The 25,276-nt window shown below is 40.7% G+C and carries 21 protein-coding genes; 13 read left to right on the top strand and 8 right to left on the bottom strand.

Annotated features, from left to right (window positions below):
* Positions 1 to 20: 20 nt before the first annotated feature.
* From spxB (PT278_RS02750) to rpmH, 7 genes are all read right to left on the bottom strand, one after another.
* Entirely contained in the window at positions 21 to 1,799 is a 1,779-nt protein-coding gene (spxB, locus tag PT278_RS02750; RefSeq protein ID WP_277130040.1) for a pyruvate oxidase, read from the bottom strand.
* Between the two features lie 329 nt (positions 1,800 to 2,128).
* The gene (spxB, locus tag PT278_RS02745) at positions 2,129 to 3,937 is read right to left on the bottom strand and encodes a pyruvate oxidase (protein ID WP_277130038.1); all 1,809 of its coding nucleotides are present in this window, start codon (positions 3,935 to 3,937) and stop codon (positions 2,129 to 2,131) included.
* Positions 3,938 to 4,185: 248 nt separating this feature from the next.
* Positions 4,186 to 6,084: a tRNA uridine-5-carboxymethylaminomethyl(34) synthesis enzyme MnmG gene (gene mnmG / locus PT278_RS02740; protein WP_277130036.1), complete on the bottom strand. Its 1,899-nt coding sequence runs from the start codon at positions 6,082 to 6,084 to the stop codon at positions 4,186 to 4,188.
* A 14-nt stretch (positions 6,085 to 6,098) separates the two neighbouring features.
* Positions 6,099 to 7,484: a tRNA uridine-5-carboxymethylaminomethyl(34) synthesis GTPase MnmE gene (gene mnmE / locus PT278_RS02735; RefSeq protein ID WP_277130033.1), complete on the bottom strand. Its 1,386-nt coding sequence runs from the start codon at positions 7,482 to 7,484 to the stop codon at positions 6,099 to 6,101.
* A 116-nt stretch (positions 7,485 to 7,600) separates the two neighbouring features.
* Positions 7,601 to 8,470 (bottom strand): membrane protein insertase YidC, encoded by an 870-nt coding sequence (locus tag PT278_RS02730; RefSeq protein WP_277130031.1) that lies wholly within the window; start codon positions 8,468 to 8,470, stop codon positions 7,601 to 7,603.
* A 1-nt stretch (position 8,471) separates the two neighbouring features.
* The gene (gene rnpA / locus PT278_RS02725; protein WP_277130030.1) at positions 8,472 to 8,840 is read right to left on the bottom strand and encodes a ribonuclease P protein component; all 369 of its coding nucleotides are present in this window, start codon (positions 8,838 to 8,840) and stop codon (positions 8,472 to 8,474) included.
* A 51-nt stretch (positions 8,841 to 8,891) separates the two neighbouring features.
* Entirely contained in the window at positions 8,892 to 9,032 is a 141-nt protein-coding gene (gene rpmH / locus PT278_RS02720; protein ID WP_003549412.1) for a 50S ribosomal protein L34, read from the bottom strand.
* A 468-nt stretch (positions 9,033 to 9,500) separates the two neighbouring features.
* Here rpmH and dnaA point away from each other — a divergent pair, with 468 nt between their 5' ends.
* The 13 genes from dnaA to PT278_RS02655 all read left to right on the top strand — a co-directional run bounded on the left by dnaA (position 9,501) and on the right by PT278_RS02655 (position 23,914).
* Entirely contained in the window at positions 9,501 to 10,868 is a 1,368-nt protein-coding gene (dnaA, locus tag PT278_RS02715) for a chromosomal replication initiator protein DnaA (protein WP_277130028.1), read from the top strand.
* Positions 10,869 to 11,037: 169 nt separating this feature from the next.
* Entirely contained in the window at positions 11,038 to 12,168 is a 1,131-nt protein-coding gene (gene dnaN / locus PT278_RS02710) for a DNA polymerase III subunit beta (protein ID WP_277130025.1), read from the top strand.
* 216 nt (positions 12,169 to 12,384) lie between these two features.
* Complete coding sequence (gene yaaA, locus PT278_RS02705) at positions 12,385 to 12,606, top strand: S4 domain-containing protein YaaA (RefSeq protein ID WP_277130023.1); 222 nt, start codon at positions 12,385 to 12,387, stop codon at positions 12,604 to 12,606.
* A gap of 6 nt (positions 12,607 to 12,612) precedes the next feature.
* Entirely contained in the window at positions 12,613 to 13,749 is a 1,137-nt protein-coding gene (gene recF, locus PT278_RS02700) for a DNA replication/repair protein RecF (protein WP_277130021.1), read from the top strand.
* Positions 13,742 to 15,706 carry a DNA topoisomerase (ATP-hydrolyzing) subunit B gene (gene gyrB, locus PT278_RS02695; protein WP_277130019.1) on the top strand — a complete coding sequence of 655 codons (1,965 nt, stop codon included), beginning with the start codon at positions 13,742 to 13,744 and terminating at the stop codon, positions 15,704 to 15,706. Before recF ends, gyrB begins: the two co-directional genes overlap by 8 nt.
* A 10-nt stretch (positions 15,707 to 15,716) precedes the next feature.
* Positions 15,717 to 18,203 (top strand): DNA gyrase subunit A, encoded by a 2,487-nt coding sequence (gene gyrA / locus PT278_RS02690; RefSeq protein ID WP_277130017.1) that lies wholly within the window; start codon positions 15,717 to 15,719, stop codon positions 18,201 to 18,203.
* A gap of 195 nt (positions 18,204 to 18,398) precedes the next feature.
* Entirely contained in the window at positions 18,399 to 18,695 is a 297-nt protein-coding gene (gene rpsF / locus PT278_RS02685; RefSeq protein WP_277130015.1) for a 30S ribosomal protein S6, read from the top strand.
* 48 nt (positions 18,696 to 18,743) lie between these two features.
* Entirely contained in the window at positions 18,744 to 19,277 is a 534-nt protein-coding gene (ssb, locus tag PT278_RS02680) for a single-stranded DNA-binding protein (RefSeq protein WP_277130013.1), read from the top strand.
* A 22-nt stretch (positions 19,278 to 19,299) separates the two neighbouring features.
* The gene (gene rpsR / locus PT278_RS02675; RefSeq protein WP_090093298.1) at positions 19,300 to 19,536 is read left to right on the top strand and encodes a 30S ribosomal protein S18; all 237 of its coding nucleotides are present in this window, start codon (positions 19,300 to 19,302) and stop codon (positions 19,534 to 19,536) included.
* Between the two features lie 146 nt (positions 19,537 to 19,682).
* Complete coding sequence (locus PT278_RS02670) at positions 19,683 to 21,701, top strand: DHH family phosphoesterase (protein WP_277130009.1); 2,019 nt, start codon at positions 19,683 to 19,685, stop codon at positions 21,699 to 21,701.
* A 12-nt stretch (positions 21,702 to 21,713) separates the two neighbouring features.
* A complete protein-coding gene (gene rplI / locus PT278_RS02665; RefSeq protein ID WP_277130008.1) occupies positions 21,714 to 22,169 on the top strand; it encodes a 50S ribosomal protein L9 in 456 nt (151 codons plus the stop codon).
* Between the two features lie 39 nt (positions 22,170 to 22,208).
* Positions 22,209 to 23,591: a replicative DNA helicase gene (gene dnaB, locus PT278_RS02660; protein ID WP_277130007.1), complete on the top strand. Its 1,383-nt coding sequence runs from the start codon at positions 22,209 to 22,211 to the stop codon at positions 23,589 to 23,591.
* A 164-nt stretch (positions 23,592 to 23,755) separates the two neighbouring features.
* Positions 23,756 to 23,914: a CsbD family protein gene (locus PT278_RS02655; protein WP_277130006.1), complete on the top strand. Its 159-nt coding sequence runs from the start codon at positions 23,756 to 23,758 to the stop codon at positions 23,912 to 23,914.
* Positions 23,915 to 23,988: 74 nt separating this feature from the next.
* Here the strand turns inward: PT278_RS02655 and PT278_RS02650 are convergent, their stop codons facing one another.
* Complete coding sequence (locus PT278_RS02650) at positions 23,989 to 25,188, bottom strand: DUF2974 domain-containing protein (RefSeq protein WP_277130004.1); 1,200 nt, start codon at positions 25,186 to 25,188, stop codon at positions 23,989 to 23,991.
* Between the last annotated feature and the right edge of the window lie 88 nt (positions 25,189 to 25,276).

Genomic DNA, 25,276 nt, shown 5'->3' with positions numbered 1-25,276 from the left:
ATATTAACGATTAATTAACATTAAGCTTCTGAAGCACCTGAGGCAGCATCTTCATCGTCTGAAATGCCAAAAGCATCATCGTTAACGCCGTATTTTTCAGCAAAGTAGCTGAATGGCTTCAAACCTTGTGCTTGGTATTTTTCAACAAATGCTGGGTCATCAAGAGTGTTCAATTCAGTTGAGTATGGCATGTCGTGAGTAAGCTTAACGTCTACTAACATTGGCTTATCAGAACTCTTCCATTCCTTAACTGCATCTTCAAATTCTTGCTTAGTACGTACAGTTACACCCTTAACGTTCATACCTTCAGCAACCTTTGCCCAGTCGTTATCTGGAAGGATAACACCTGATAATGGTTGGTGTGATTGGTCTTCTTGTTCAGCTTGGATGAAACCAAGAGTTTCGTTAGTGAAGACAACGTTCATGATGTGCATGTTGTAACGAGCTTGGGTCAATAATTCTTGACTCATCATTGCAAAACCACCGTCACCACCAAGGTTCCAAACTTCACGGTCTGGGCAAGCAGTTGCAGCAGCTACAGCAGCTGGTGAACCAAAGCCCATAGTTGCGTACAAGCCTGAAGTTGCCCAAACTTGGTTATCGTGCAAGTTCATCAAACGTTGGAAGTCAATGTTGATGTTTCCAACATCGATACCAAACATAGCATCGTCTGAAGCGTACTTGTTAATAATGTCAAAGATTGGTTCACGACGAATTGGCATTTCATCTGCATCGTCAAAGCTGTGTTGCCATTCTTCCCAGTTCTTACGGTCTTCAACACCAGCTTTGTAAAGTGGTGATTCTTCACGAGCTTCACCAGCATCGATGATAGCTTGCAAACTCTTAGCACCGTCAGCCAAAATTGGAAGATCAACAGCGTGACGCTTACCTAATTTTTCTGAATCGATGTCGATTTGGATCATCTTAGCCTTAGGGTTAAAGAAGTAGCTTGAGAATGGTGAGTCGTTACCAACCCAAACAACCAAGTCAGCATGAGTTTGGATGTCGTCACTTGCCTTAGGAGCACAACGACCAATTGAACCCAAGTATGCTGGGAATGCATCTTCAACAATACCCTTACCAAGAACTGATGACATAATTGGCATCTTGAACTTGTCTGAGAAAGCCTTCAATACATCGCCGTGACCTTTAAGTCCCATACCAAAGTAAACTACTGGGTTAGTTGCTTCTGCAATCATCTTAACTGCGGCATCAATTGATTCCTTAGTTGGTGCAGCGTAGTTAGGCATAGCAGTTAATGAGTTAGCAGTAACACGGAAGTTGTCGCTGATCTTTTCCCAACCAAAGTCTTTTGGCAAGATTAAAACAGCAGGACCCTTCTTAGCATATGCTTGACGAAGAGCTTCATCCATCATCCGTGGAATTTGATCAGCTGCCTTAACTTGGTGATTCCAAACAGCAACATTATCAAACCAAGGCTTTTCATCAAAAGCTTGGAAGAAGTTCATGTCTTGACGGCTAACAGGAACGTTAGCAACGATAGCTACCATTGGAGTCTTGTCGTATTTAGCGTCGTATAAACCGTTCATCAAGTGAACAGCACCAGGTCCAGCTGAACCGAAACATACACCAACTTTACCAGTCAGCTTGTATTCAGCTGAAGCGGCTAAAGCACCAGCTTCTTCGTGACGAACTTCGATAAACTTAAGCTTGTCTTTGAAATTAAGAATAGCATTCATAGTTGAATCGAATGAACCACCTGGATAACCAAAGATGTGGTCAATATCCCAATCAACTAATACTTGAAGCATTGCATCTGAGCCATTAATTTTTGTCATTTGAGCGTATCTCCTTCAAATAAATCACTTACATACAGTATTAAAACATATAATTTCATAATTACAAGTAACTGAATTGCAAATAAATCAAGCTCCAGAAGATAGCTAACAAAATATAAAAAGTAACGTAATCAAAAAATCTGAGACTGTCAATTTATCGTTAAGTTGACTTTATCAGGCAGAAATCGCTTTATTTGCGATATTTTATAGGGAATTTTAGCCTAGATCAAACAATAACACAATTAATATATATTTGTATAAATAAAAAAACGAAATCAAAATAAATTGATTTCGTTTCTCTAAAAATAATTAATATTGTTTATTAAGTATTAGTGTTCTGAAGCACTTGAAGTAGTGTCAGTTTCTTCTGGTTCAGGTTCTGGTTCTTCTTCTTCAGAAGCGCCTGAAGCAGTGTCTTCTACAAGACCATACTTGTCAGCAAAGTAGCTGAATGGCTTCAAACCTTGTGCTTGATACTTCTCAACAAATTCTGGGTCATCAAGAGTGTTCAATTCAGTTGAGTATGGCATTTCGTGAGTGAACTTAACGTCAATCAACATTGGTCCATCCATTTGCTTCCATTCTTTAACTGCATCTTCAAATTCTTGCTTAGTACGTACAGTTACGCCCTTAACGTTCATACCTTCAGCAACCTTTGCCCAGTCGTTGTTAGGAATAATAACACCTGACAATGGTTGGTTAGATTCATCTTCTTGTTCAGCTTGGATGTAACCTAAAGTTTCGTTAGTGAAGACAACGTTGATAACGTGCATGTTGTAACGAGCTTGAGTTAATAACTCTTGACTCATCATTGCGAAACCACCGTCACCGCCAAGGTTCCAAACTTCACGTTCTGGGTGAGTAGTTGCAGCGGCAAGTGATGCTGGAGTACCAAAGCCCATAGTTGCGTACAAGCCTGAAGTTGCCCAAGTTTGGTTATCATGTAAGTTAACTAAACGTTGGAAGTCAATGTTGATGTTACCAACATCAATAGCAAACATAGCATCGTCTGAAGCATATTTGTTAATAATGTCAAAGATTGGTTCACGACGAACTGGCATTTCATCTGAATCAACAAAGCTTGCTTGCCATTCATCCCAGTTCTTACGGTCTGCAAGAGCAGCCTTGTAAATTGGTGATTCTTCACGGTCTTCGCCAGCATCGATCATTGCTTGCAAAGTCTTAGCACCGTCAGCCAAAATCGGAACATCAACAGCGTGACGCTTACCCAATTTTTCTGAGTCAACATCAATTTGGATAACCTTAGCCTTAGGATCAAAGAAGAAGACTGAGAATGGTGAGTTGTTACCAACCCAGATAACTAAGTCAGCATGAGTTTGAATATCATCACTGGCCTTTGGAGCAACACGGCCAATTGAGCCCATGTATGCTGGAAATGCATCTTCAACAATACCTTTAGCAATAACTGATGACATAATTGGAGTCTTAAACTTGTCAGCAAATGCCTTTAAAACATCGCCGTGACCCTTCATACCCATACCATAGTATACTACTGGGTTCTTAGCTTCTTTAAGAACTTTAAGAGCTGCTTCAACATCAGTCTTCTTAGGAGCTGCATAGTTAGGGATAGCTTCTAATGAGTTATAAGTTACACGGAAGTTATCGTTAATCTTGTCCCAACCAAAGTCCTTAGGAAGGATTAAAACTGCTGGACCCTTCTTAGCATATGCTTGACGAAGAGCTTCGTCCATCATGCTAGGAACTTGGTCAGCTGTCTTAATTTGGTGGTTCCAAACAGCTACGGAATCAAACCAAGGCTTTTCATCGAAAGCTTGGAAGAAGTCAATATCTTGACGACTAGTTGGTACGTTAGCAACGATAGCTACCATTGGTACCTTGTCGTATTTAGCATCGTACAAACCGTTCATCAAGTGAACAGCACCAGGTCCAGCTGAACCAAAACATACACCAGCTTGGCCAGTGAATTTGTATTCAGCAGCTGCTGCCAAAGCACCAGCTTCTTCGTGACGAACTTCAATGTATTTTAACTTACCTTTGAAGTCGTGAATAGCGTTCATTGTTGAGTCAAATGAACCACCTGGGAAACCATAAATATGATCAATATGCCAGTCCAATAAAACTTGGAGCATAGCATTTGCGCCATTAATTTTTGCCATTTTAAAGTGCATCTCCTTAAATACATGTTTACTTACATAATGTATTAAAACATATAATTTCACAATTTCAAGTATGCACTTACGTTAATAAAGTACTGGGTTTTCAGCTGGAAACAAGAAATATTTTCACAATTTTGATAGCACTATCATTGGAAACGTTTTTACAGCAATATTTATGTTTGTTATTAGTTGATCATTCTTCCAACATAATTGGCAAATTTTAAAGATAAAAAATTTAAAATATTTTTTTACTTCTTAATTTTTTGATAACGGCCGTTTTGAATATAGACACTTAAAATAGCCAAATCGGCCGGATTAACACCTGAGATTCTTTCCGCCTGAGCTATTGTCTCAGGCCGAATCTTAGTGAATTTTTGTCTTGCTTCGGTAGCCAAGCCATCGATTGCATTATAATCAATGCCCGCTGGAATCTTTTTAGCTTCTTGACGGTGGAGACGATCGATTTGAACTTGTTCTTTTTTAATATATCCGGCGTATTTAATATTGATTTCTACCTGCTCTTTAACATAGCGATCTGGTGAGATTTTCTCTCCTGTAAGCCGTTCAATGTCATCAATCGTTACTTTAGGACGTCTTAAAAAGATATCTGCTTTAACACCAGCACTCATTTGATTTTCGCCAATTCCACTCAAATATTGTTGGATTTCAAAATTCGGATGAATCGTTAAACTAGCCAATTTTGCCTTAACAATCGCAATTTGTTTTTTCTTATCTTCAAACTCAGCGTAACGTTCATCAGAAATTAAACCGAGCTTATAACCATAATCGGTTAACCGTAAATCAGCGTTATCATGACGCAAAATCAACCGGTATTCAGCCCGCGAAGTAAGTAAACGATATGGTTCTTCAGTTCCCTTGGTTACCAAATCATCAATTAATACCCCAATGTAGGCTTCATCCCTACCCAAAGTAAAACCAGGCTTACCAGCAGCACGCAAAGCAGCGTTAATACCGGCAATTAATCCTTGACCAGCGGCCTCTTCATAGCCAGAGGTGCCGTTCATTTGCCCAGCAGTAAACAGATTCTTAATATTTTTAGTTTCCAAAGTATGTTTTAACTGCCACGGATCAACAACATCGTATTCAATTGCATAACCTGGGCGCATCATTTCGGCATGTTCTAACCCGGCAACTGTATGCAGCATTTGCAACTGAACTTCTTCTGGCATTGACGTTGAAAAGTCGCCAACATAGACTTCCTTAGTGTTTTTGCCCTCTGGCTCAAGAAAAATTTGGTGGCGCGGCTTATCAGCAAACCGGACAACCTTAGTCTCAATTGACGGGCAGTAACGTGGGCCAACACCCTTGATTTGACCAGAAAACATCGGCGAACGCGTCAAGTTTTCGTTAATAATCTTGTGCGTTTCTTCGTTGGTATAGGTCATCCAGCAAGATACTTGCTCTTTTAAGTAGTCTTCATCCCTACTGGTGAATGAAAAATGCCGCGGCTCTAGGTCTCCTGGTTCCTCTTCAGTCTTGGAATAGTCAATCGTATTACCGTTAACGCGGGGCGGGGTACCTGTCTTGAAGCGGCGCAATTTAAAGCCTAATTTTTCTAAATTTTCAGACAATTTAATTGCCGGCACTGTATTGTTAGGACCTGAAGAATAATTTAACTCACCAATAAAGATCCGGCCACGAGCAGCTGTTCCTGTTGTCAGCACAACGCTCTTAGCGTGGTAGCGAGCACCAGTATTCGTAATTAATCCCGTACATACCCCATCTTCAACAATTAATTCATCAACTGTTGCCTGGCGCAAAGTCAAGTTAGGGGTATTTTCAATGACATCCTTCATTCGGTCATGATATTCCCACTTGTCAGCTTGAGCACGTAAAGCACGCACAGCTGGACCCTTACCCGTATTCAGCATCCGCATTTGGATATAGGTAGCATCAATATTTTTACCCATTTGCCCGCCCAAAGCATCAATTTCACGCACAACGGTTCCCTTAGCTGGACCACCAACTGACGGATTACATGGCATAAAGGCAACCATATCAAGGCTAATCGTCAGCAATAAAGTCTTCTGGCCCATTCTAGCACTAGCCAAAGCAGCTTCACTGCCGGCATGACCGGCACCAACAACTATGACATCATAATCATTTGAGTCGTAACTCTTAATCATTTCCACTTCTACTCCTATTTTCCTAAACAAAATTGACTGAATAATTCGTTAACTAATTCATCAGGACTACTTTCGCCCGTAATTTCGCCTAAAGTGTCCCATGCACCGTTAAAATCAATCTGGGCAATATCCACTGGCACTTCATCGTTAACCGCTTGAATAACATCTTGCAGCTGCTTTTTGGCCTTTTCCAATAGCCCCACTTGACGCTGATTAGTAACCATTACCTGGTCGTTAGAATTTTCAATCCCGCTAAAGAACAATTTTCTGATTGCTTCCTCTAATTCCGTAAGGTTTTTTTCTTGTAAAATCGACGTGGCAATTACTTCACTGCCAGTTAATTTTTTGATTTCCGCAACCGTTAGTTTTTGACCCAAGTCGGTCTTATTTAAAATCACAATCCGCTTCTTAGCATCAGTTGCGGCTATTAGTTCCTTGTCTTCTGGCGATAAATCTTGACTTGAATCGAGCAAAAGCAACACCAAATCTGCCTGCACCAAGGCTTTTTTCGACCGTTCAACACCAATTTTTTCAACTTTATTGTCGGTATCTCGAATTCCAGCTGTATCAATTAACTTTAATGGTACGCCTTTAATTGAGACGTATTCCTCCAGCGTATCGCGGGTTGTTCCTGCAATATCGGTAACAATCGCCTTATCGCTTTTAGTCAAATAATTAAGCAGCGATGACTTACCAACATTAGGCTGACCAATAATCGCCGTTGCCAGCCCGTTGCGCAAAGCCGTTCCTTCAGCGGCAGTATCGAGCAGCTGCGTGATTTGCTCACTAACTGAGCGAGAAACGGTTGCCATCTGGTTAGCAGTAATGGTATCGGCATCATATTCAGGATAATCGATGTTAACTTCAACATTTGCCAAAGTATCCAAAATTTCCTGGCGCATTGCCCGAATTTTTTCGAGTAAGCCACCTTCGAGCTGCTTTTCGGCAACTTGACGCGCCTTATCAGTCTTAGCACGCACAATATCCATGACACTTTCGGCTTGGGTCAAGTCAATTCGGCCGTTAACAAAAGCCCGCTTGGTAAACTCCCCGGCTTCTGCCATGCGTGCGCCCTCTTTTAAGAGTAATTGCAAAATCCGGTTAGTAACAACAATCCCGCCGTGACAATTGATTTCAACAATATCCTCACGGGTAAATGTCTTCGGTGCCAGCATGACAGAAACCATCGCCTCATCGATTACCTGCTTGGTTTTCGGCTCAATTACATGACCATAATGAATTGTATGACTAGGTACTTTGGCTAAATTAGCACCTTTAAAAACCCGATTAGCAATCTCAACAGCATCTTCACCCGACATGCGGACAATCGAAATCCCGCCTTCGCCAATTGGCGTTGAAATAGCTGCGATTGTATCAAATTCAGTTAGCGTTTGTGCCATAATTTCTCCTTTTCAAATAAATTTCAATAAAAAAAGCGCATTATAGCACCACGAAAAATTCGTGATGTATAAAGCACTTTGACTACTTTATCTAAAAATCACTTTAGATTAAATATTTACTTTTTACGCTTTAAACGTTTATAGGTTCTTCTAAGTTGACGTTTGCGTTCACGCTTGGCTTCCGCCTTAGCTTCTTGCTCCTTGCGATATTTAATCGGATTTTGCAAAATGAAGGTTTGACCAACCTGGAAGAGGTTAGAAACTACCCAGTACAAGACAATCGCTGACTGGAAGTAAATTCCCATTACACCAACCATAATCGACATTCCATAAGTCATCAACTTAGTTGATCCTGTCTGTGATTCCTTCGGCGTTGACAACTGACTGATGTAAGTTGACAAGAACGTCAAAGCCATCGACAAAATGGGCATAATGAAGTAAGGATCTGGTTTACCTAAATCCATCCATAAAAAATGACCTGTCTGAAGTTGTGGTGTTTGCCAGATTGCACCGTACAAGGCATACATTACCGGCAACTGAATAATCAGCGGTAAACAGCCTGCATACGGGTTAATTCCAGCTTCTTTATAAAGCTTATTGGTTTCTTGAGACAATAACGTCCGCGATTCCGTATCATTGCCCGGATACTTCTTGCGCAACTCATTCAATTCCGGTTGAATTGCCTGCATCTTAGTTGTACTTTTAATGGAAATCGCACTAAGTGGGTACAAAATAAGACGTACAATAACAGTAAAGACAATGATTGCCCAACCATAGCTATTGCTCATAATTTTAGCCAGCCACAAGATAAAGGCCGACATATAATAAATGATCCAGCGATTCCACCAACTACCACTAGTATGCGAAACTGGTGCCACTTTGGCATTAGTTTGCGCTGCACAACCCGTTAAAACAACGGCAAGTGCAACAACTGCCAGCAGTGTAAGCAGACGTTTGACATTTCTCTTAGTTAAAATGTCTTTCACTCTAATCTTCCTCAACTTCATCAGGTATTTCTTCAATAATATTGGCCAAAAAGAGTGCATGCAGCAAGTTCTTCTTCACTTCAGCCATACCAAAATTACGCGTATACGGTCTAGCAATCACTAAAAAGTCAATTTGCGCTTCAATTGCAGGCTTGTATTCAGTTAGAACTGCACGAATATAACGTTTGAGCCGGTTGCGAACAACGGCGGTATGACCCACCTTTTTGCCAACGGAAATGCCTACCCGGAAGTGGCTATTTTCTGCTTTATCTATTTTATAGATGACAAAGGCACGGTTTGCCACTGAATTACCCGATTTAAAAACTCGCTGAAAATCACTTTCAGTTTTAACTCGATAAGACTTTCTCAAAACGTTTCATTCCACTCTTGTATACTAAAAAAACCACTGGGATTCAGTGGTTTAAGCAGATAAGACTTTTCTACCCTTTGCACGGCGTCTAGCTAAAACCTTGCGGCCATTAGATGTACTCATCCGTTTCATAAAGCCATGAACTCGTGAACGGTGACGCTTTTTAGGTTGGTAAGTTCTCTTAGTTGTCATTAAACTACACCTCCATTTTTATATGCTAACTGCACAATTTAATATCTAGAATAGCATGATTAAAGTAAAAAACCAAGTAAAAATGCTAATTAATTTTGGATTAGTCAGATAAATTTTTTAGCCGCTGCTATTCCATCTGTGTAATTTTTGCTAATTTATTTTTCCACAATTTAATAATTCACAGCTCATCTTCAAAGATTATCCACAATCTACATCCTGTTAATAAAAATATCCACATCATGTAGATATAATTCCACAAGCACAATAATATGCTGATAAATCAACGAATTTTATCCACAGTAAAACACTATTTAGTTTTATCCACAGTTAAATTATATACAAGAATGTAATTTGCCTAAATAATCTTTTCCACATCCTGTTAATTCTTAATTTCTTTTATTCGCTTGTGGAAAACATTTTGCTTAGATGGTAAAATAACTTGGGTAAAAAATTATTGGAGGAGATACTTTGTTTGATATTAATAAATTTTGGCAACATTTTAATAATGAAATGCGTGAGCATTTTAATGAAGTTGCCTACAACGCTTGGTTCAAAAATACTAAACCACTTTCCTACAATAAGGAGACACATGAATTAAAAATTGCCGTGCAAAATCCGGTAACTAAAGGATATTGGGAAAAAAATTTGGCTGCGCAATTAATTCAGTCGGCATACGGTTATGCCAATATTGAAATTACGCCGGTTTTTCAAATTGAAGGTGAACGCAGTACTGAACGAATTGTAACACCCAAACCGCAAACACAAATTTCGCAGCAACAGCAAGTCGAACACACGCACAATGCCTTTGTCCGCAATCTCAAGTTAAATGAAAAATATACCTTTGATAACTTTGTTCAAGGTGAAGGCAACAAGTTAGCCGCTGGTGCTGCTCTTGCCGTTGCCGACAGTCCGGGGAGTTTTTACAATCCGCTATTTATTTTTGGCGGTGTTGGTCTTGGTAAAACGCACCTAATGCAGGCCATCGGTCACCAAATGCTGGCCGAACGTCCGAATGCAAAAGTTGTTTACATTCAAAGTGAAACATTCGTCAACGACTTTATTAATTCAATAAAAAATAAGACACAGGATCAATTCCGCGAAAAATACCGCACTTGTGACTTATTATTAGTTGATGATATTCAGTTTTTCGCGAAAAAGGAGGGCATTCAGGAAGAGTTCTTCCATACTTTTGAAACTCTCTATAATGACCAAAAGCAAATCGTAATGACCAGTGATCGGTTGCCAACCGAAATTCCGGATTTATCAGAACGCTTAGTTTCACGATTTACTTGGGGCCTGCAAGTTGAAATTACCCCACCAGATCTTGAAACCCGAATTGCTATTTTGCGTAAAAAAGCCGAGGCAGAAGACCTGACAATCGATGATGACACTTTGGACTATATTGCTTCGCAAGTTGATACCAACATTAGAGAACTTGAAGGTGCTCTAGTTAAAGTCCAGGCACACGCGACAATTGAGCGTGAAGACATTAACGTCAACCTTGCCCGTGAAGCTCTTGCTGACCTAAAATTGGTACAGAAAAATCGCGGCTTACAGATTTCTAAAATTCAGGAAGTTGTTGCAAACTATTTTCAGACCTCAACCTATGAGTTAAAAGGTAAAAAGCGGGTACGACAGATTGTTGTTCCCCGGCAAATTGCCATGTATCTTTCACGTGAACTAACCGACTCAAGCTTGCCCAAAATTGGACAGGAGTTTGGCGGCAAAGATCACACAACCGTCATGCACGCCTACGAAAAGATTAGTAAGGCAATTAAAACGGACTCAGATATTAAAACTGCCGTCTTTGATCTTAAGCAAATGCTTGACCGCTAAAAGTTTACAAATTGTGGACAACTTTTAATAATATCCACAATTTGTAAACCGAACTAATTACGTTATTTTAGGCCTGGCTATACTTCTTAACAGAAATCACAGGACCTACTAATACTACTAACTAAATTATATAATTAATTAAATAAACAACCTAACACAGGAGACACTTATGAAATTTACAATTAACAGAAATCTTTTTGTCGATAATCTAAATAATGTCATGCATGCTATTTCCTCACGAGCAACAATTCCCATCTTAAGTGGTATTAAGCTTAACTTAACGGATGAGGAATTAGTCTTAACGGGAAGCGATACTGATATTTCAATTGAATTAAGAATTCCGGTTAGTGAAGATTTAACTGTAGAATCAACTGGTTCAATTGTTTTACCAGCCCGTTTCTTTAGTGAAATCATCCGTCGTTTACCAGGAAAAGAATTTTCTTTAGAAGTAAAAGAAAGTTTTCAAACACAAATTATCTCAGAAAACAGTGAATTTACCATTAACGGCCTAGATGCAAATAACTATCCAAGATTACCGGAAATTTCTGACGAATCCGCTTTTGTTATTTCGGGGAAAATTTTCAGAGAAATTATTACAGAAACACAATTTGCCGTTGCCACTCAAGAAAGTCGGCTCGTTTTAACTGGAGTGCACTTTACCTTTAGTCCTGACCAAATTCATGCCGTTGCCACTGATTCACACCGGTTGTCCAGTCGTGCATTAACTTTAGAAAATGGTCCACAAACTGAAACTGATCTAATTATTCCTGGAAAAAGCTTACTCGAACTTGCGCGCATCATTGGTGAAACCAATCCAAAAGTGCGAGTTTGTCCTGGAGATAGTCAAGTTTTGTTCGAAATTGGTGATATTCTATTTTATTCTCGGCTACTTGAAGGCAGCTATCCCGACACTGAACGCTTAATTCCAACTGAAAATACAACTAGTGTTGAATTTGACCTGACAGAATTGTCCAGTGCGCTTGATCGGGCCAGCCTTTTGACGCATGCTGGCAGAAATAATGTTGTTGACTTAACACTTGATGTTGAAAGCCAGACAGCCAAATTGTCGGGTGAGTCCGCTGAAATTGGTAACGTTGAAGAAGATGTCAGTTTTAAAAATTTAACTGGCAAGAATTTGAAAATTTCGTTTAATCCCGACTACTTACGCGACGCCTTAAAAGCCTCCGTAACTGACTCGGTTGTCATGGAATTTACACAACCGTTGCGGCCATTCACAGTTAATCCCGATCAAACTGACATTGACTTCGTTCAACTAATAACGCCAGTTAGAACTTTTTAATGTAAAACAGAATTATGAGTTAAAGGTCATCAATCTGATGGCCTTTTTTGTTTCCGCCTTTTGTTAATGGACAAAATAAGCGCGTTATTTAGTTTTAAAAGCCATTTACCATAAAATGTTTATTTTGTAAAAGACCGTTTATACGGCGTTATATTAGCTTTTTAAGTTGTCTTTTAGCCTTAAAACGAATATACTTAAATATAGGAAACTAGCGCGATGAAGGTGAGTATTATCAAGGAATTTACAGTAAAAGGTGAGTACATTACCTTAAGTCAATTTTTAAAAGAAGAAAGCATTATTTCTTCTGGTGGTCAGGCAAAATGGTATTTGCAAGATAATCCAGTTTTGTTAAATGGGGTCAAAGAAGACCGGCGCGGTAAAAAGCTGCGTTCAGGCGATCGAATTGAAATTGCTCATGAAGTATATCTTTTTCGGTAATCTTCAATGTATTTGAAGCATTTTGTGGCACAAAATTACCGTAATCTGCAGCAATTAGACGTTGAATTTGATCCTAACGTCAACATTTTTATTGGGCAAAATGCGCAGGGGAAAACCAATCTGCTGGAAGCAATCTATTTTTTGGCATTAACACGTTCACATCGAACCAGTAGTGACAAGGAATTGATTGCTTTTAATCAAGAATACGCCAATATATCTGGTCATATTTACAAAAGTCAGCTTGATTTATCTTTGCGCGTTTTAATCACTAAAAAAGGCAAAAAAGGCTGGGTTAATCGTGTTGAGCAGGCAAAATTGTCTAAATATGTCGGTCAATTAAATGCAATTTTGTTTTCACCTGAGGATTTGGACTTAATTAAGGGTGCACCGGCTTTAAGACGGCGGTTTATGGATCAAGAATTTGGTCAAATTAATCCGGAATACTTGTATTTTGCCAGCAAGTATCGGCAAGTTTTACAGCAGAAGAATAATTACTTGAAGCAACTGTCTAAAGGCCAAGCCCATGACCAATTGTTTCTTGATGTATTAGCCGATCAATTGGCTGGAATTGCGGCTGAAGTCATTGTGCGGCGGTATAAGTTTCTTAATTATTTACGGACATATGCACGCGATGCGTATGCTCACATCAGTACTGGTGGTGAGGAATTGACACTAACTTATAGGCCGTCAGTTCCAGAAATTACCGCTGATGACAGTACAGAAGTGATTTACCAAAAACTGCTGGCAAACTTTAAGAAAAATAAGGCTGCAGAAATGCGCAAAGGGACAACCTTGTCTGGTCCGCATCGTGATGATATTGAGTTTGCCTTAGATGGCAAAGATGCTCACCTTTATGGCTCACAGGGCCAGCAACGCACCATTGCACTGAGTGTTAAGCTGGCAGAAATTCAGTTGGTGCACCAGTTGACTGCTGAATATCCCTTGTTACTACTTGATGATGTAATGAGTGAACTTGACCATGGCCGCCAGAGTGCGCTGCTTAATTATATTCATGGCAAAACGCAAACGTTTATTACAACAACAGATTTGACAGGTATTTCCTGGGAAATAATTAAAAAGCCTCAGGTTTATCGGATTAAATCTGGAAAAATTTATTTGGAAAAAGGAGAATTGAATGGCTGATCATAATGAAGAAGAGTTTGATCAAATCAAGCAATACGAAAAAGAAGCTGATAAGTATAATGCCAGTCAAATTCAGGTTTTGGGTGGCCTTGAAGCTGTCCGTAAACGACCGGGAATGTATATTGGTTCGACTAGCTCTCAAGGTCTGCACCATCTAGTTTGGGAAGTAATTGATAACAGTATCGATGAAAGTCTAGCTGGGTTTGCGACCAAAATTGAAATTACGGTTAATGCCGATGGCAGTGTAACTATTCAAGATGATGGTCGGGGTATTCCGGTTGATATTCAAAAGAAAACTGGTCGGCCAGCTCTAGAAACTGTATTTACTGTTTTACACGCCGGTGGTAAATTCGGCGGTGGCGGCTATAAAGTTTCTGGTGGACTTCATGGTGTTGGTGCATCAGTAGTTAACGCTTTGTCAACGGAGCTTGATGTTACGACGATGCGTGACGGCAAGAAGTACTACATTGACTTCAATCGTGGTCGGGTTAAGACAGAAATGAAAATGACCGGTACAGTGCCATTGACTGAACACGGAACGATCGTTCACTTCTACCCAGATCCAGATATTTTTACTGAAACTACTACCTTTGATGATAAAGTTTTGAAAAACCGAATTCGAGAATTAGCTTTCTTAAACAAGGGGTTGAAGCTAACCTTTACTGATAAGCGAAAAGAATCAGCTGAGACTGATGTTTATCATTATGAAGGTGGAATTAAGGAATACGTTGCCTTTTTGAATCACGGTACAGAAGTTTTGTTTGATGAGCCGATTTATGTTGAAGGGGACTACAACGAAATTAATGTTGAAGTATCTTTGCAATATACAAATGACTATAAGACAACCTTAATGACCTTTGCTAATAACATTCACACTTATGAAGGTGGGATGCATGAATCCGGCTTTAAGACTGCTTTAACACGGGTTGTTAATGACTATGCCCACAAGGCTAAGATCTTGAAGGATAAGGATGATAACCTTTCTGGTGAAGATATTCGTGAAGGAATGACGGCTGTTGTTTCGGTTAAGCACCCGAATCCGCAATTTGAAGGTCAAACGAAGACTAAGTTGGGCAATTCTGATGCCAGAACAGCAGTAGATAGGGCATTTTCGGAAACTTTTACCAATTTTTTGATGGAAAATCCGCAAGTTGGACGTAAAATCGTTGAAAAAGCGCAGTTGGCTGAACGGGCTCGGACTGCTGCAAAACGTGCACGTGAAGTTACCCGGAAAAAGTCGGGGCTTGAAATTGCTAACTTGCCAGGTAAATTGGCTGACAATACCAGTAATGATCCAAGTATTTCAGAACTATTTATCGTTGAAGGTAACTCTGCCGGCGGTTCTGCTAAGCAAGGTCGGTCCCGTTTAACGCAGGCAATTTTGCCAATTCGTGGGAAAATTTTGAACGTTGAAAAAGCTTCGATGGACAGAATTTTGGCTAATCAAGAAATTCGGTCATTGTTCACAGCGTTAGGTACCGGTTTTGGTGCTGATTTCGATGTTTCTAAGGCGCGTTACCATAAATTAATTATTATGACGGATGCCGATGTCGACGGCGCCCATATTCGGACACTTTTGCTTACGCTCTTTTACAATTACATGCGGCCAATGATCGAAAAAGGATATGTGTATATTGCACGTCCGCCTCTATATCAGGTTCGTCAAGGTAAAGTTGTGAAGTACCTTGATACCGATGAGGAATTGCATGATTATTTGGGTGCCTTGCAGCCTAGCCCTAAACCGCTTGTTCAGCGCTACAAGGGATTAGGTGAAATGGATCCTGAACAGTTGTGGGAAACAACAATGAATCCAGAAAACCGCCGACTTGATCGCGTTAGTCCGGAATATGCCAAGGATGCCGATGAGGTCTTTGAATTATTGATGGGTAATGAAGTTGCGCCACGGCGGAAATTCATTGAAACTAATGCTAAATACGTTGAAAATTTGGATGCTTAGGAGGTTTTAAATGGATAACGACAATCAAGGTCAAGATCACAGAATTAGAAATGTCGATCTAACTAGCGTAATGAATAGTTCATTTTTGGACTATGCGATGTCAGTTATTGTTGCGCGGGCTTTACCTGATGTGCGTGATGGTTTAAAGCCGGTCCAAAGACGAATTCTTTACGGGATGAGTGAATTAGGGGTTACTCCTGATAAGCCGTATAAAAAGTCTGCCAGAATTGTTGGGGAAGTTATGGGTAAATTCCACCCCCACGGTGATTCGTCAATTTATTTGGCAATGGCACACATGGCGCAAGACTTTAGCTATCGCTATATGCTCGTTGACGGCCACGGTAACTTTGGGTCTGTCGATGGTGATGAGCCAGCCGCAATGCGTTATACCGAGGCGCGGATGAGTAAAATTGCCGTTGAAATGCTGCGGGATATTAATAAAAATACGGTTGACTGGCAGCGTAACTATGATGACTCTGAAAATGAACCAGTAGTTTTACCAGCACGGATTCCTAACCTGCTCGTTAACGGCACAAGCGGAATTGCTGTCGGGATGACAACCAATATTCCGCCGCATAACTTGTCTGAAGTTATCAGTGGTTTGCATATGTTAATGAGCAATCCTGATGTTACAACTAAAGACTTGATGAAGGCAATTCCAGGTCCGGACTTTCCGACTGGCGGAATTATTATGGGTCGCGGCGGTATTTATCGGGCATACGAAAGTGGCCGCGGTAATATCGTTGTGCGGGCTAAGACCAACATTGAGACCGAGAAAAATGGTCGTGAACGCATTGTTGTCACGGAATTACCATATTTGGTTAACAAGGCTGAATTAGTTAAGAAAATCGCTGATTTGGCGCGGTCCAAAACGATTGACGGCATTACCGGCGTTCGTGATGAATCCGACCAGACTGGGATGCGGATGACGATTGATATTCGCCGTGATTCAAGTGCCAGTGTAGTTTTGAATAACTTATTCAAATTGACGCAAATGCAGGCTAACTTTGGGATGAACATGGTTGCCATTGTTGATGGTGCACCACATTTTCTAAGCATTAAGCAGATGCTGTCGTACTACTTGGAACACCAAGAAGACGTTGTTACACGTAGAACAAAATTTGAGTTAGCCAAGGCTGAAGCAAGAGCCCACATTCTTGAAGGCTTGAAGATTGCTTTGGATCATATTGACGAAATTGTTAAAATTATTCGTCAAAGTAATTCAAGCGATATTGCTAAGGCTGCGTTAATCAGCCGCTTTGGGCTGGATGATAAGCAGTCACAGGCTATTTTGGACATGCGGCTTGTCCGGTTGACAGGTTTGGAACGTGACAAGGTTGAAGCTGAATATAAGGATTTGCAAGAAAAAATTGCCGATTATAAAGATATTTTGGCAAAACCTGAACGGATCAACGAAATTATTTATAACGAGTTGCTCGATATTCAAAAGCGGTTTGGCGATAAGCGCCGGACTGAGATTGGTGCCAGTGAAGTTGTTTCAATTGAAGATGAAGATTTAATTGAGAAGCAAGATACTTTATTGACCTTAACTCACAGTGGCTATATCAAGCGGATGCTGATTAGCGAATTTAAGACGCAAAACCGTGGTGGTAAAGGCATTAAGGGGATGGGAGTGAAGTCAGGCGATTTCATTGAGAAGTTGATCTACTCAAGTACGCATGACCTGTTATTATTCTTTACCAATAAGGGTAAAATTTATTCCAAGAAGGCTTATGAAATTCCTGAATTTAGCCGGACTGCTCGCGGGTTACCAATTGTTAACCTGCTTCAGTTAGAAAAAGGCGAGAAAATTCAGACAATTATCAATATTCCTGAAAATGCCGATGACCAATACCTATTCTTTATCACGAAGATGGGAACTGTTAAGAGAACGCTCGTCAGTGAATTTGCCAATATTAGAAACAGCGGCTTAATCGCATTAACTTTGCGCGATGGCGATGAATTAATCAACGTCTTAACCACTGACGGCAGTAAAGATATTCTGATTGGTACTCATCTTGGCTATGCTGTTCGCTTCAATGAGCAGACTGTTCGGGCAATGGGTCGAACTGCTGCCGGTGTTCGCGGGATTAACTTGCGCGATGGCGATTATGTTGTTGGTTCAGGCGTGATTGGCGATAATGATGAAGTCCTAGTAATTTCTGAAAAAGGTTACGGCAAGCGGACTTCAGCTACTGAATATCCGGTTAAGGGCCGTGGTGGTAAAGGAATTAAGACCGCTAATATTACGGAGAAGAACGGACCACTATCTGGTGTGACTGTAGTTGACGGTACCCAAGACATTATGGTCATTACCAATGACGGAATAATGATTCGCTTCAAGATTACGGATGTTTCCCAAACCAGCCGGAGCACGATGGGTGTTCGCTTGATTAAAGTGGGCGAGCACAATAAGGTTGCTAGTTTAACAGTTGTTCCTGCTGAAGAAGATCAAGAAGTAGCTGTTGAATCTGAGACTGAAGAAGAACAAAACTAATTTAAGTTAAAAAATTATCAGACTTTTAAGCGTATCTATTAGTTAGAGAAATAAAATTCTCTTTGGATCACGTGAATATAGTTTGGTAATTTTTTTGTTTGTGTGCTAGAATTAGAGATTGCGAGTAATAAAATTGATTACTCCTTGTTCTTGATTTTAGCAAGAACCATTTAGACCAAAAGGAGGTGCACTAGAATGACAACTACTAAGTACGAAATAACTTACATTATTAAACCTGATATTGATGAAGAATCAAAGAAGGCGCTCGTTGAAAACTACGATAAGATTATCGCTGACAACGGCGGTACAATGGTTGAATCTAAAGACTGGGAAAAGCGTCATTTTGCATATGAAATCGAGAAGTATCGTGAAGGTACTTACCACATCATGACTTTCACTGCTGATAATGCAGACGCAGTTAACGAATTTGACCGTTTGTCAAAGATTGACAACGCAGTTTTACGTTCAATGACTGTTAAGTTAGACAAATAATATTACGTTATCGTTTATCGTGATTTAGGAAAGGAAGGACCTTGGAGTATGATTAATCGAGTTGTACTTGTTGGCCGTTTAACACGTGATCCTGAATTACGTACTACTGGGAGTGGAATCTCGGTTGCTACGTTTACTCTTGCTGTTGACCGTCAGTTTACTAACGCTCAAGGCGAGAGAGGTGCGGATTTTATTAGCTGTGTCATTTGGCGCAAATCAGCAGAAAACTTCTGCAATTTTACGTCTAAAGGGTCACTGGTTGGTATTGACGGCCGGATTCAAACCAGAACTTACGATAATAAAGACGGGCAAAGAGTATATGTAACAGAAGTCGTTGTTGACAACTTTGCATTGCTTGAATCACGCAAAGACCGTGAATCCCGTAGTCAAAATGGTGGTTACACACCAAATAATAATGGGAATTTTAATGGCAACTTCGGTAATCCGAATGTCAATAATTCTCAAAATATGGGACCTTCTAATCAGAATAACCAAAATAATAATCAATCAAGTATGCCGACAGACCCATTTGCTGGATCAGGCGATACTATTGATATTTCTGATGATGATCTTCCATTCTAAACTTATAGAAAGGACCTAGGATATGGCTCAACAAAGAAGAGGCGGCCATCGTCGTCGTAAGGTTGACTTTATCGCAGCCAACCATATTGATTACGTTGACTACAAGGACGTTGATCTGTTGAAACGTTTTATCTCAGAAAGAGGTAAAATCTTACCACGTCGTGTCACTGGCACCAGCGCTAAGAATCAACGTAAGGTAGCTAAGGCAATCGAAAGAGCTCGCATTATGGGCTTATTGCCATTCGTTACTGAAGACTAATCAGTTGAATAAAAACAAAAATGCGGAAAGTTATTTCCGCATTTTTTGTACGCTATTTTAAGCTGGATATTAGGGAGTTTCTTATCAGTTGAATCCAAGGTATAATAACAGTAATGTATTTTACATTAATTTAGGAAGGATCTTGCATGAAAGATTTTTTGCGTAATGGATTTCCTGCTTTTATTAAGGATTCACGGCTGACAGCTTCGGTAATTATTATTTTGGCGCTGTCACTTCTGGGCAGTATCGTTGCCATGATTATGAATCCATTATTCGGTTTAGCAATGGTTTTGATTTTTATTTTAACTGTTGCCTTTACTGTTTATGGTGTCTACGTGTTAGCTGGTAATGCTAATAGCTTTGTGGTTAGCTTGTCGTATCGCATTAAGCGCAGCGAACAAGAAGCAATGATTAAGATGCCGCTGGGAATTTTGCTCTATGATGAGGACAGGCAAATTCAGTGGGTTAATCCGTACTTGCAGCTTTATCTAAAAGACGATGACTTAATTGGGCGAACCATTAAGGCAGTTGACCCAGATTTAAATAAGTTAATTGACGAATCACTGGCAGCTAAAACTGCCGAAAATCAAACGGTAAATTGGGACAATCATCAGTTTGAGATGGTTGTTCAAGATAATTTGGGTGTAATCTATTTGCTTGATATCACGCGTTATGCCGAGATTGAAGATAAGTACAATAATGAGTTACTAGCAATTGGGCAGATTTTTATTGATAATTACGATGAACTCAGCGAAGCAATGCACGATCAGGAATTGACCAGCATGAGTTCGTATGTGCAGAATACTCTGAGTGATTATGCTAAAAAATTTAATGCCTATCTTAAGCGAATTGACGAGGACCACTTTTTATTATTGGTTCATATGCAGGATTTAGCCAAAATGGAAGAAGATAAGTTTTCCGTTTTGGACAAAATCCGCCAGGAGACCAGCCGGAATAATACGCCGTTAACACTGTCAATTGGGATTTCCTTTGGCAGTAGTTCGATTACGGAATTAGCTGACCAAGCGCAGTCCAATCTTGACCTGGCCTTAGGGCGCGGCGGCGATCAGGTTGTCTTGTGTCAGCCGGGTAAGGATGTTCGCTTCTATGGCGGCAAGTCCAACCCGATGGAGAAGCGGACGCGGGTTCGAGCACGGATGGTTTCGCAGGCAATTAGTGAATTGTTTAAGGAAGCTGACCGTGTGTTTGTTGTTGGTCATGCTAACCCTGATATGGACTCAGTTGGCAGCGGGATTGGTGTTGTTAAGATTGCTCAGCTGCATAACGTCAAGGCTAATTTTGTCCTGGATGTTAACAAGACCAACTATGATGTTGGCCGGTTAGTTGTTAAAATGCAGCAGTCAAATGAAGATGCGGACTTGTTTATTGCGCCTAAAGATGCCTTGGAAAAGGTAACGGACAAGTCAATGCTGGTTATGGTGGATCATTCCAAGTATTCAATCACTTATTCTAAAGAATTGTATGACCGGCTGAAGAACCGCATTATTGTAATTGACCACCACCGGCGTGGTGAAGAATTCCCTGAAAATCCAATGCTAACGTATGTTGAACCGTATGCTTCATCTGCCTGTGAATTGGTAACGGAAATGATTGAGTACCAACAGCCAAGTTCTGGTAAGCGGGTTTTGACGGATCTTGAAGCTACAGCAATGCTTGCTGGAATTACTGTTGATTCTAAGGAATTTTCACTGCGAACAGGGACCAGAACTTTTGATGCGGCCAGTTATTTGCGCTCGATTGGCGCAAGCTCAACTGGAGTCAGTGAACTGCTCAAGGAAGATATCGATAGCTTTTTGGAGCGGACAAGTCTGGTTGCCAGCTTAAAGATTATCAACTCTAATATGGCTGTCATGTGCGGTCCAGATAAAAAAATTATTGATCCAATCGTGACGGCACAGGCAGCTGATACCGCACTTGATCTGGAAAATATTGAAGCAAGTTTTGCGATTACACGGCGCACTAAGGATATTGTTGGGATTTCCGCACGCTCAATGGGTGGTATTAACGTTCAGGTAATTATGGAGAAGCTTGGCGGCGGCGGTCATTTGTCCAATGCGGCAACGCAAATTAAGGGCGTGACTGTTGAAGAAGCTCTTGCAAAATTGACGGATGCGGTTGATACTTATGAGAAAGAAAACGAATAAAGGAGATTTAAAATGAAGGTTATTTTTACTCAAGACGTAAGAGGCCGCGGTAAACGTGGCGAAGTTAAGAATGTTCCTGATGGCTACGCACAAAACTTTTTGATTAAGCGAGGCTTGGCTAAGGCTGCCACTAAGGCTAACATGCACACGTTAGAGCGCGTTGAAGCTAACGAACAAGCTGCTTATGAAGCTGATAAGGCTGAAGCAGAAAAGGTCAAGGCAGAGCTTGAAAAAGATGAAACAGTTGTTAGCTTTAAGTCAAAAGCTGGAACTGATGCTCGTTTATTTGGTTCCATTTCTGGTAAGAAAATTGTTGAAGGCTTGGAAAAGCAATTTGGTATTAAAATCGACAAGCGCAAATTAAACCTGCCTGAACCGATTAAATCTTTAGGCTACACAAATGTACCTGTTAAGTTGTTTAAGGGCGTAGAAGCGAAAATTCGCGTCCACATCACCGAGCAAGATTAGTGTCCGGGTTAGATTTTAATAAAAAAGTGGTCATAATTAATGGATAATATTGTTTCGCAACAAATACCGCATGATGATGAGGCGGAACAAGCAGTCTTAGGGGCAATTTTTATTGATCCAGAGGCAATTGCGGATGCAAGTGCCGTATTGCAGCCCGCTGATTTTTATAAGCGGGCCAATCAGCTGGTCTTTCAAGCAATGCTCGACTTGTCGGATCGCGAGGATGCGATTGATCCGTTAACGCTGCAGGATGAATTAACCAAAAAGCAGCAACTGGACGACATTGGCGGCATCGCCTATGTTTCGGAACTGGCTTTGGCAACACCGACAGCAGCCCATGTTACTTATTATGCGAAGATTGTTCACCGTAAGGCGTTATTGCGGCGGCTGATTTCTGCTAGTCAAAAAATCATCACTAATGCAATCCAAGATTCTGACGATGTGACCGATATTCTGGATAATGCTGAGAGCGAGATTATGAACGTCTCCTCGGAGAACAGCGTAAGCGGCTTTCGCGGGATTAAAGAGATTGTTAATTCAACAATTGAGGAGATTAACAATATTCCCGAAGACGGCAACATGGTTACAGGGTTGCCAACTGGCTTTGCGGAGCTCGACAAGATGACAACGGGATTTCACGATGACGAATTAATCATTGTCGCAGCTCGTCCCGGTGTCGGGAAAACGTCGTTTGCCCTAAACGTTGCTCAGCATGTTGGCTTGCACACAGACAAGTCCGTTGCGATGTTCTCTCTAGAAATGAGCGGCGAGCAGCTGGTTCAAAGAATGTTAGCGTCTGAAGGATTGATTAATTCCCAGCACTTGCGGACAGGGCAGCTGGACGAAGAAGAGTGGCGCAAATTGATTGTGGCCTCAGGATCGCTTGCCACTGCCAATGTCTATATTGATGATACGCCGGGAATTAAGATGAGCGAAATTCGGGCGCAAGCGCGGCGTTTAGCCAAGGAAAAGGGTAATTTAGGGTTAATTGTGATTGATTATTTGCAGTTAATCGAAGGCCCTCGCAGTGAATCGCGCCAGCAAGAAGTTTCGGCAATTTCACGACAATTGAAGAAGTTGGCTAAGGAACTGCATGTGCCGGTAATTGCCTTGTCGCAATTGTCGCGGTCGGTTGAACAGCGCCAAGATAAACGGCCAGTATTGTCTGATATTCGGGAATCTGGGTCAATTGAGCAGGACGCGGATATTGTTTCCTTTCTGTATCGGGATGATTATTACCGGGATGAACAGGATGACGATGATAATCAAGGCCAAGTTGAGGCCGAAGATGACAACGGTGAAGTTGAAGTTATCATTGAAAAGAACCGTTCAGGCAGCCGGGGAACGATTAAGTTGATGTTCTCTAAGCCTTATAACCGATTTTCCAATCTCGACTATAGTCACGATCAGCCAAATGAATAAAAATACTATAAGTTATGGAATTTAGTATAGTTAATTCCATGACTTTTATTGATTTATTTGCTTTAACTAGAAAAATAAGACTTTTTAAATGACATTATTTAGTTATCAATGTATCATGAGGATATAAGGATACAAGTTAATGATTTTAGAAAGGACTTCAGATTATGGCTAAGAAAGATTTTAAAGACAAGATTGTCGGCAAAGCAAAAGAAGTTGAAGGTAAAGCTCAACAAGCAGCTGGTGATGTTAAGGATAAGGCAGCTAAGGTTGCAGATGATGCCAAAGATAAGTTCGATGACGTCAAGGATAAAATCAAAAAATAATAATTACTAGTAAAATAGCCCAGGAACAATTAAGTTCCTGGGCTATTTTTGTGTTACACATGAAACAGTGAAATTTACCGCAATTTTTGCGCGACATCCGGCGGTAATTTTAAGTCGGGATGCTTTGAATCATAAAATTCGTAAAAAATTGGGCCCTTGTTTGAGTCATTACTTTTTGGGTAAAGCTCATAATTATTGTCCATTAGCGGTAAAGTCATGTTGTTTTTGTAAGAATCCCAAATATTACTAAAAATTTTGATAATCAGCTTGCGCTCCTCGGGTTCAAGTGACATTAAAATCCGACCTAAACGGTAGGTACCAACCAGTTTGTTGTTGGTTAATTGGTGTAATTCGTTAATGTCGGCATTTTCAAAAGCTTCAAACAATGCAGAAAACGAGTCCCCACGCTTGTCCTTAGGGATTGAATGATTGAAGGTGATTAAAGCGTGGCGGACGACACGGCTTCCGGGAGTTAATCCATCAGCAAGGGTGAAACTGTCGCGGCCAACTGACCAGCGCCTGGGATCATGTTGGTTGCGCATGGCGACCTCACTTTTAACAATTAATGTATGCTCGGGATGATCCAGCATGGCACCAAAGATTGAAGTTTGGGGAAGGTAAGTTTTCATCTTGGGCATTGCACGAACAAAACCGGGACTGGTGTAGACTTTACGGAAAAAGCCCAGTCCGTCGAAACTTACGGCTTTAATAACGCGGTCTTGGATAGCCGGCTCGACAGCACTCAAAGCGTATTGGGCAAAGTTGCCGCCTTTGGAATGACCAACAAGATAAATGCGGCGGTCGGGAAACTTCTGCGCAATCTGTTCAAGGTAATCCGCTGCTACGTTCTGACCATAAATTTCCGGCAGATAATTCATCCGCATATCTTCGTTCCAGCCAATCATTGACCCATCAGTGCCGCGATAGGCAATCACCATTGTCTTAGAATCAATGGCAAATGTCGCGGCGGTAAACTGTAAGGGGTGGGGTTCTTTTTCCAAACGATTGGTCCAATCAAGAATTTTCATATTGCCAATGCGGGGACTTTCCGGCAATAATAGCACTTCGGCACCAGTTTCGGAGTGCATTTGGTGCTGAAAAGATGGTAAGTGATGCAGCTTTTCAGCGACTTCTCCCAAGGTATGTCCCACAGCTGACGCGTCAGCGGGAAGATACACAATTGATGAAAGCAGCGATGCATCAACACTGTTAAATGGTTTTTCGGTGAATAAAAGATCACCACGCCAACGTAAATAATCGAGTGATCCAGCCATAAAATTCTTCCTTTCTAATAAGTAATAACAACCATTGTAATGAATATAGACCGTTAATAGCAAAATAACGGCATAAAAAAGGCAATAG

It is taken from the genome of Lactobacillus sp. ESL0703 (assembly GCF_029433435.1).
Taxonomy (GTDB): domain Bacteria; phylum Bacillota; class Bacilli; order Lactobacillales; family Lactobacillaceae; genus Lactobacillus.
The sequence above is the reverse complement of the archived record's forward strand: the minus strand, read 5'-3'. Positions and strand labels throughout refer to the sequence as shown.

Bases quoted from the DNA above. Each gene is read 5' to 3' on its own strand.
- spxB (WP_277130040.1), bottom strand. From the start codon at position 1,799: ATGACAAAAATTAATGGCTCAGATGCAATGCTTCAAGTATTAGTTGAT.
- spxB (WP_277130038.1), bottom strand. From the start codon at position 3,937: ATGGCAAAAATTAATGGCGCAAATGCTATGCTCCAAGTTTTATTGGAC.
- mnmG (WP_277130036.1), bottom strand. From the start codon at position 6,084: ATGATTAAGAGTTACGACTCAAATGATTATGATGTCATAGTTGTTGGT.
- mnmE (WP_277130033.1), bottom strand. From the start codon at position 7,484: ATGGCACAAACGCTAACTGAATTTGATACAATCGCAGCTATTTCAACG.
- rpmH (WP_003549412.1), bottom strand. From the start codon at position 9,032: ATGACAACTAAGAGAACTTACCAACCTAAAAAGCGTCACCGTTCACGA.
- dnaN (WP_277130025.1), top strand. From the start codon at position 11,038: ATGAAATTTACAATTAACAGAAATCTTTTTGTCGATAATCTAAATAAT.
- yaaA (WP_277130023.1), top strand. From the start codon at position 12,385: ATGAAGGTGAGTATTATCAAGGAATTTACAGTAAAAGGTGAGTACATT.
- recF (WP_277130021.1), top strand. From the start codon at position 12,613: ATGTATTTGAAGCATTTTGTGGCACAAAATTACCGTAATCTGCAGCAA.
- gyrB (WP_277130019.1), top strand. From the start codon at position 13,742: ATGGCTGATCATAATGAAGAAGAGTTTGATCAAATCAAGCAATACGAA.
- gyrA (WP_277130017.1), top strand. From the start codon at position 15,717: ATGGATAACGACAATCAAGGTCAAGATCACAGAATTAGAAATGTCGAT.
- rpsF (WP_277130015.1), top strand. From the start codon at position 18,399: ATGACAACTACTAAGTACGAAATAACTTACATTATTAAACCTGATATT.
- ssb (WP_277130013.1), top strand. From the start codon at position 18,744: ATGATTAATCGAGTTGTACTTGTTGGCCGTTTAACACGTGATCCTGAA.
- rpsR (WP_090093298.1), top strand. From the start codon at position 19,300: ATGGCTCAACAAAGAAGAGGCGGCCATCGTCGTCGTAAGGTTGACTTT.
- PT278_RS02670 (WP_277130009.1), top strand. From the start codon at position 19,683: ATGAAAGATTTTTTGCGTAATGGATTTCCTGCTTTTATTAAGGATTCA.
- rplI (WP_277130008.1), top strand. From the start codon at position 21,714: ATGAAGGTTATTTTTACTCAAGACGTAAGAGGCCGCGGTAAACGTGGC.
- dnaB (WP_277130007.1), top strand. From the start codon at position 22,209: ATGGATAATATTGTTTCGCAACAAATACCGCATGATGATGAGGCGGAA.
- PT278_RS02655 (WP_277130006.1), top strand. From the start codon at position 23,756: ATGGCTAAGAAAGATTTTAAAGACAAGATTGTCGGCAAAGCAAAAGAA.
- PT278_RS02650 (WP_277130004.1), bottom strand. From the start codon at position 25,188: ATGGCTGGATCACTCGATTATTTACGTTGGCGTGGTGATCTTTTATTC.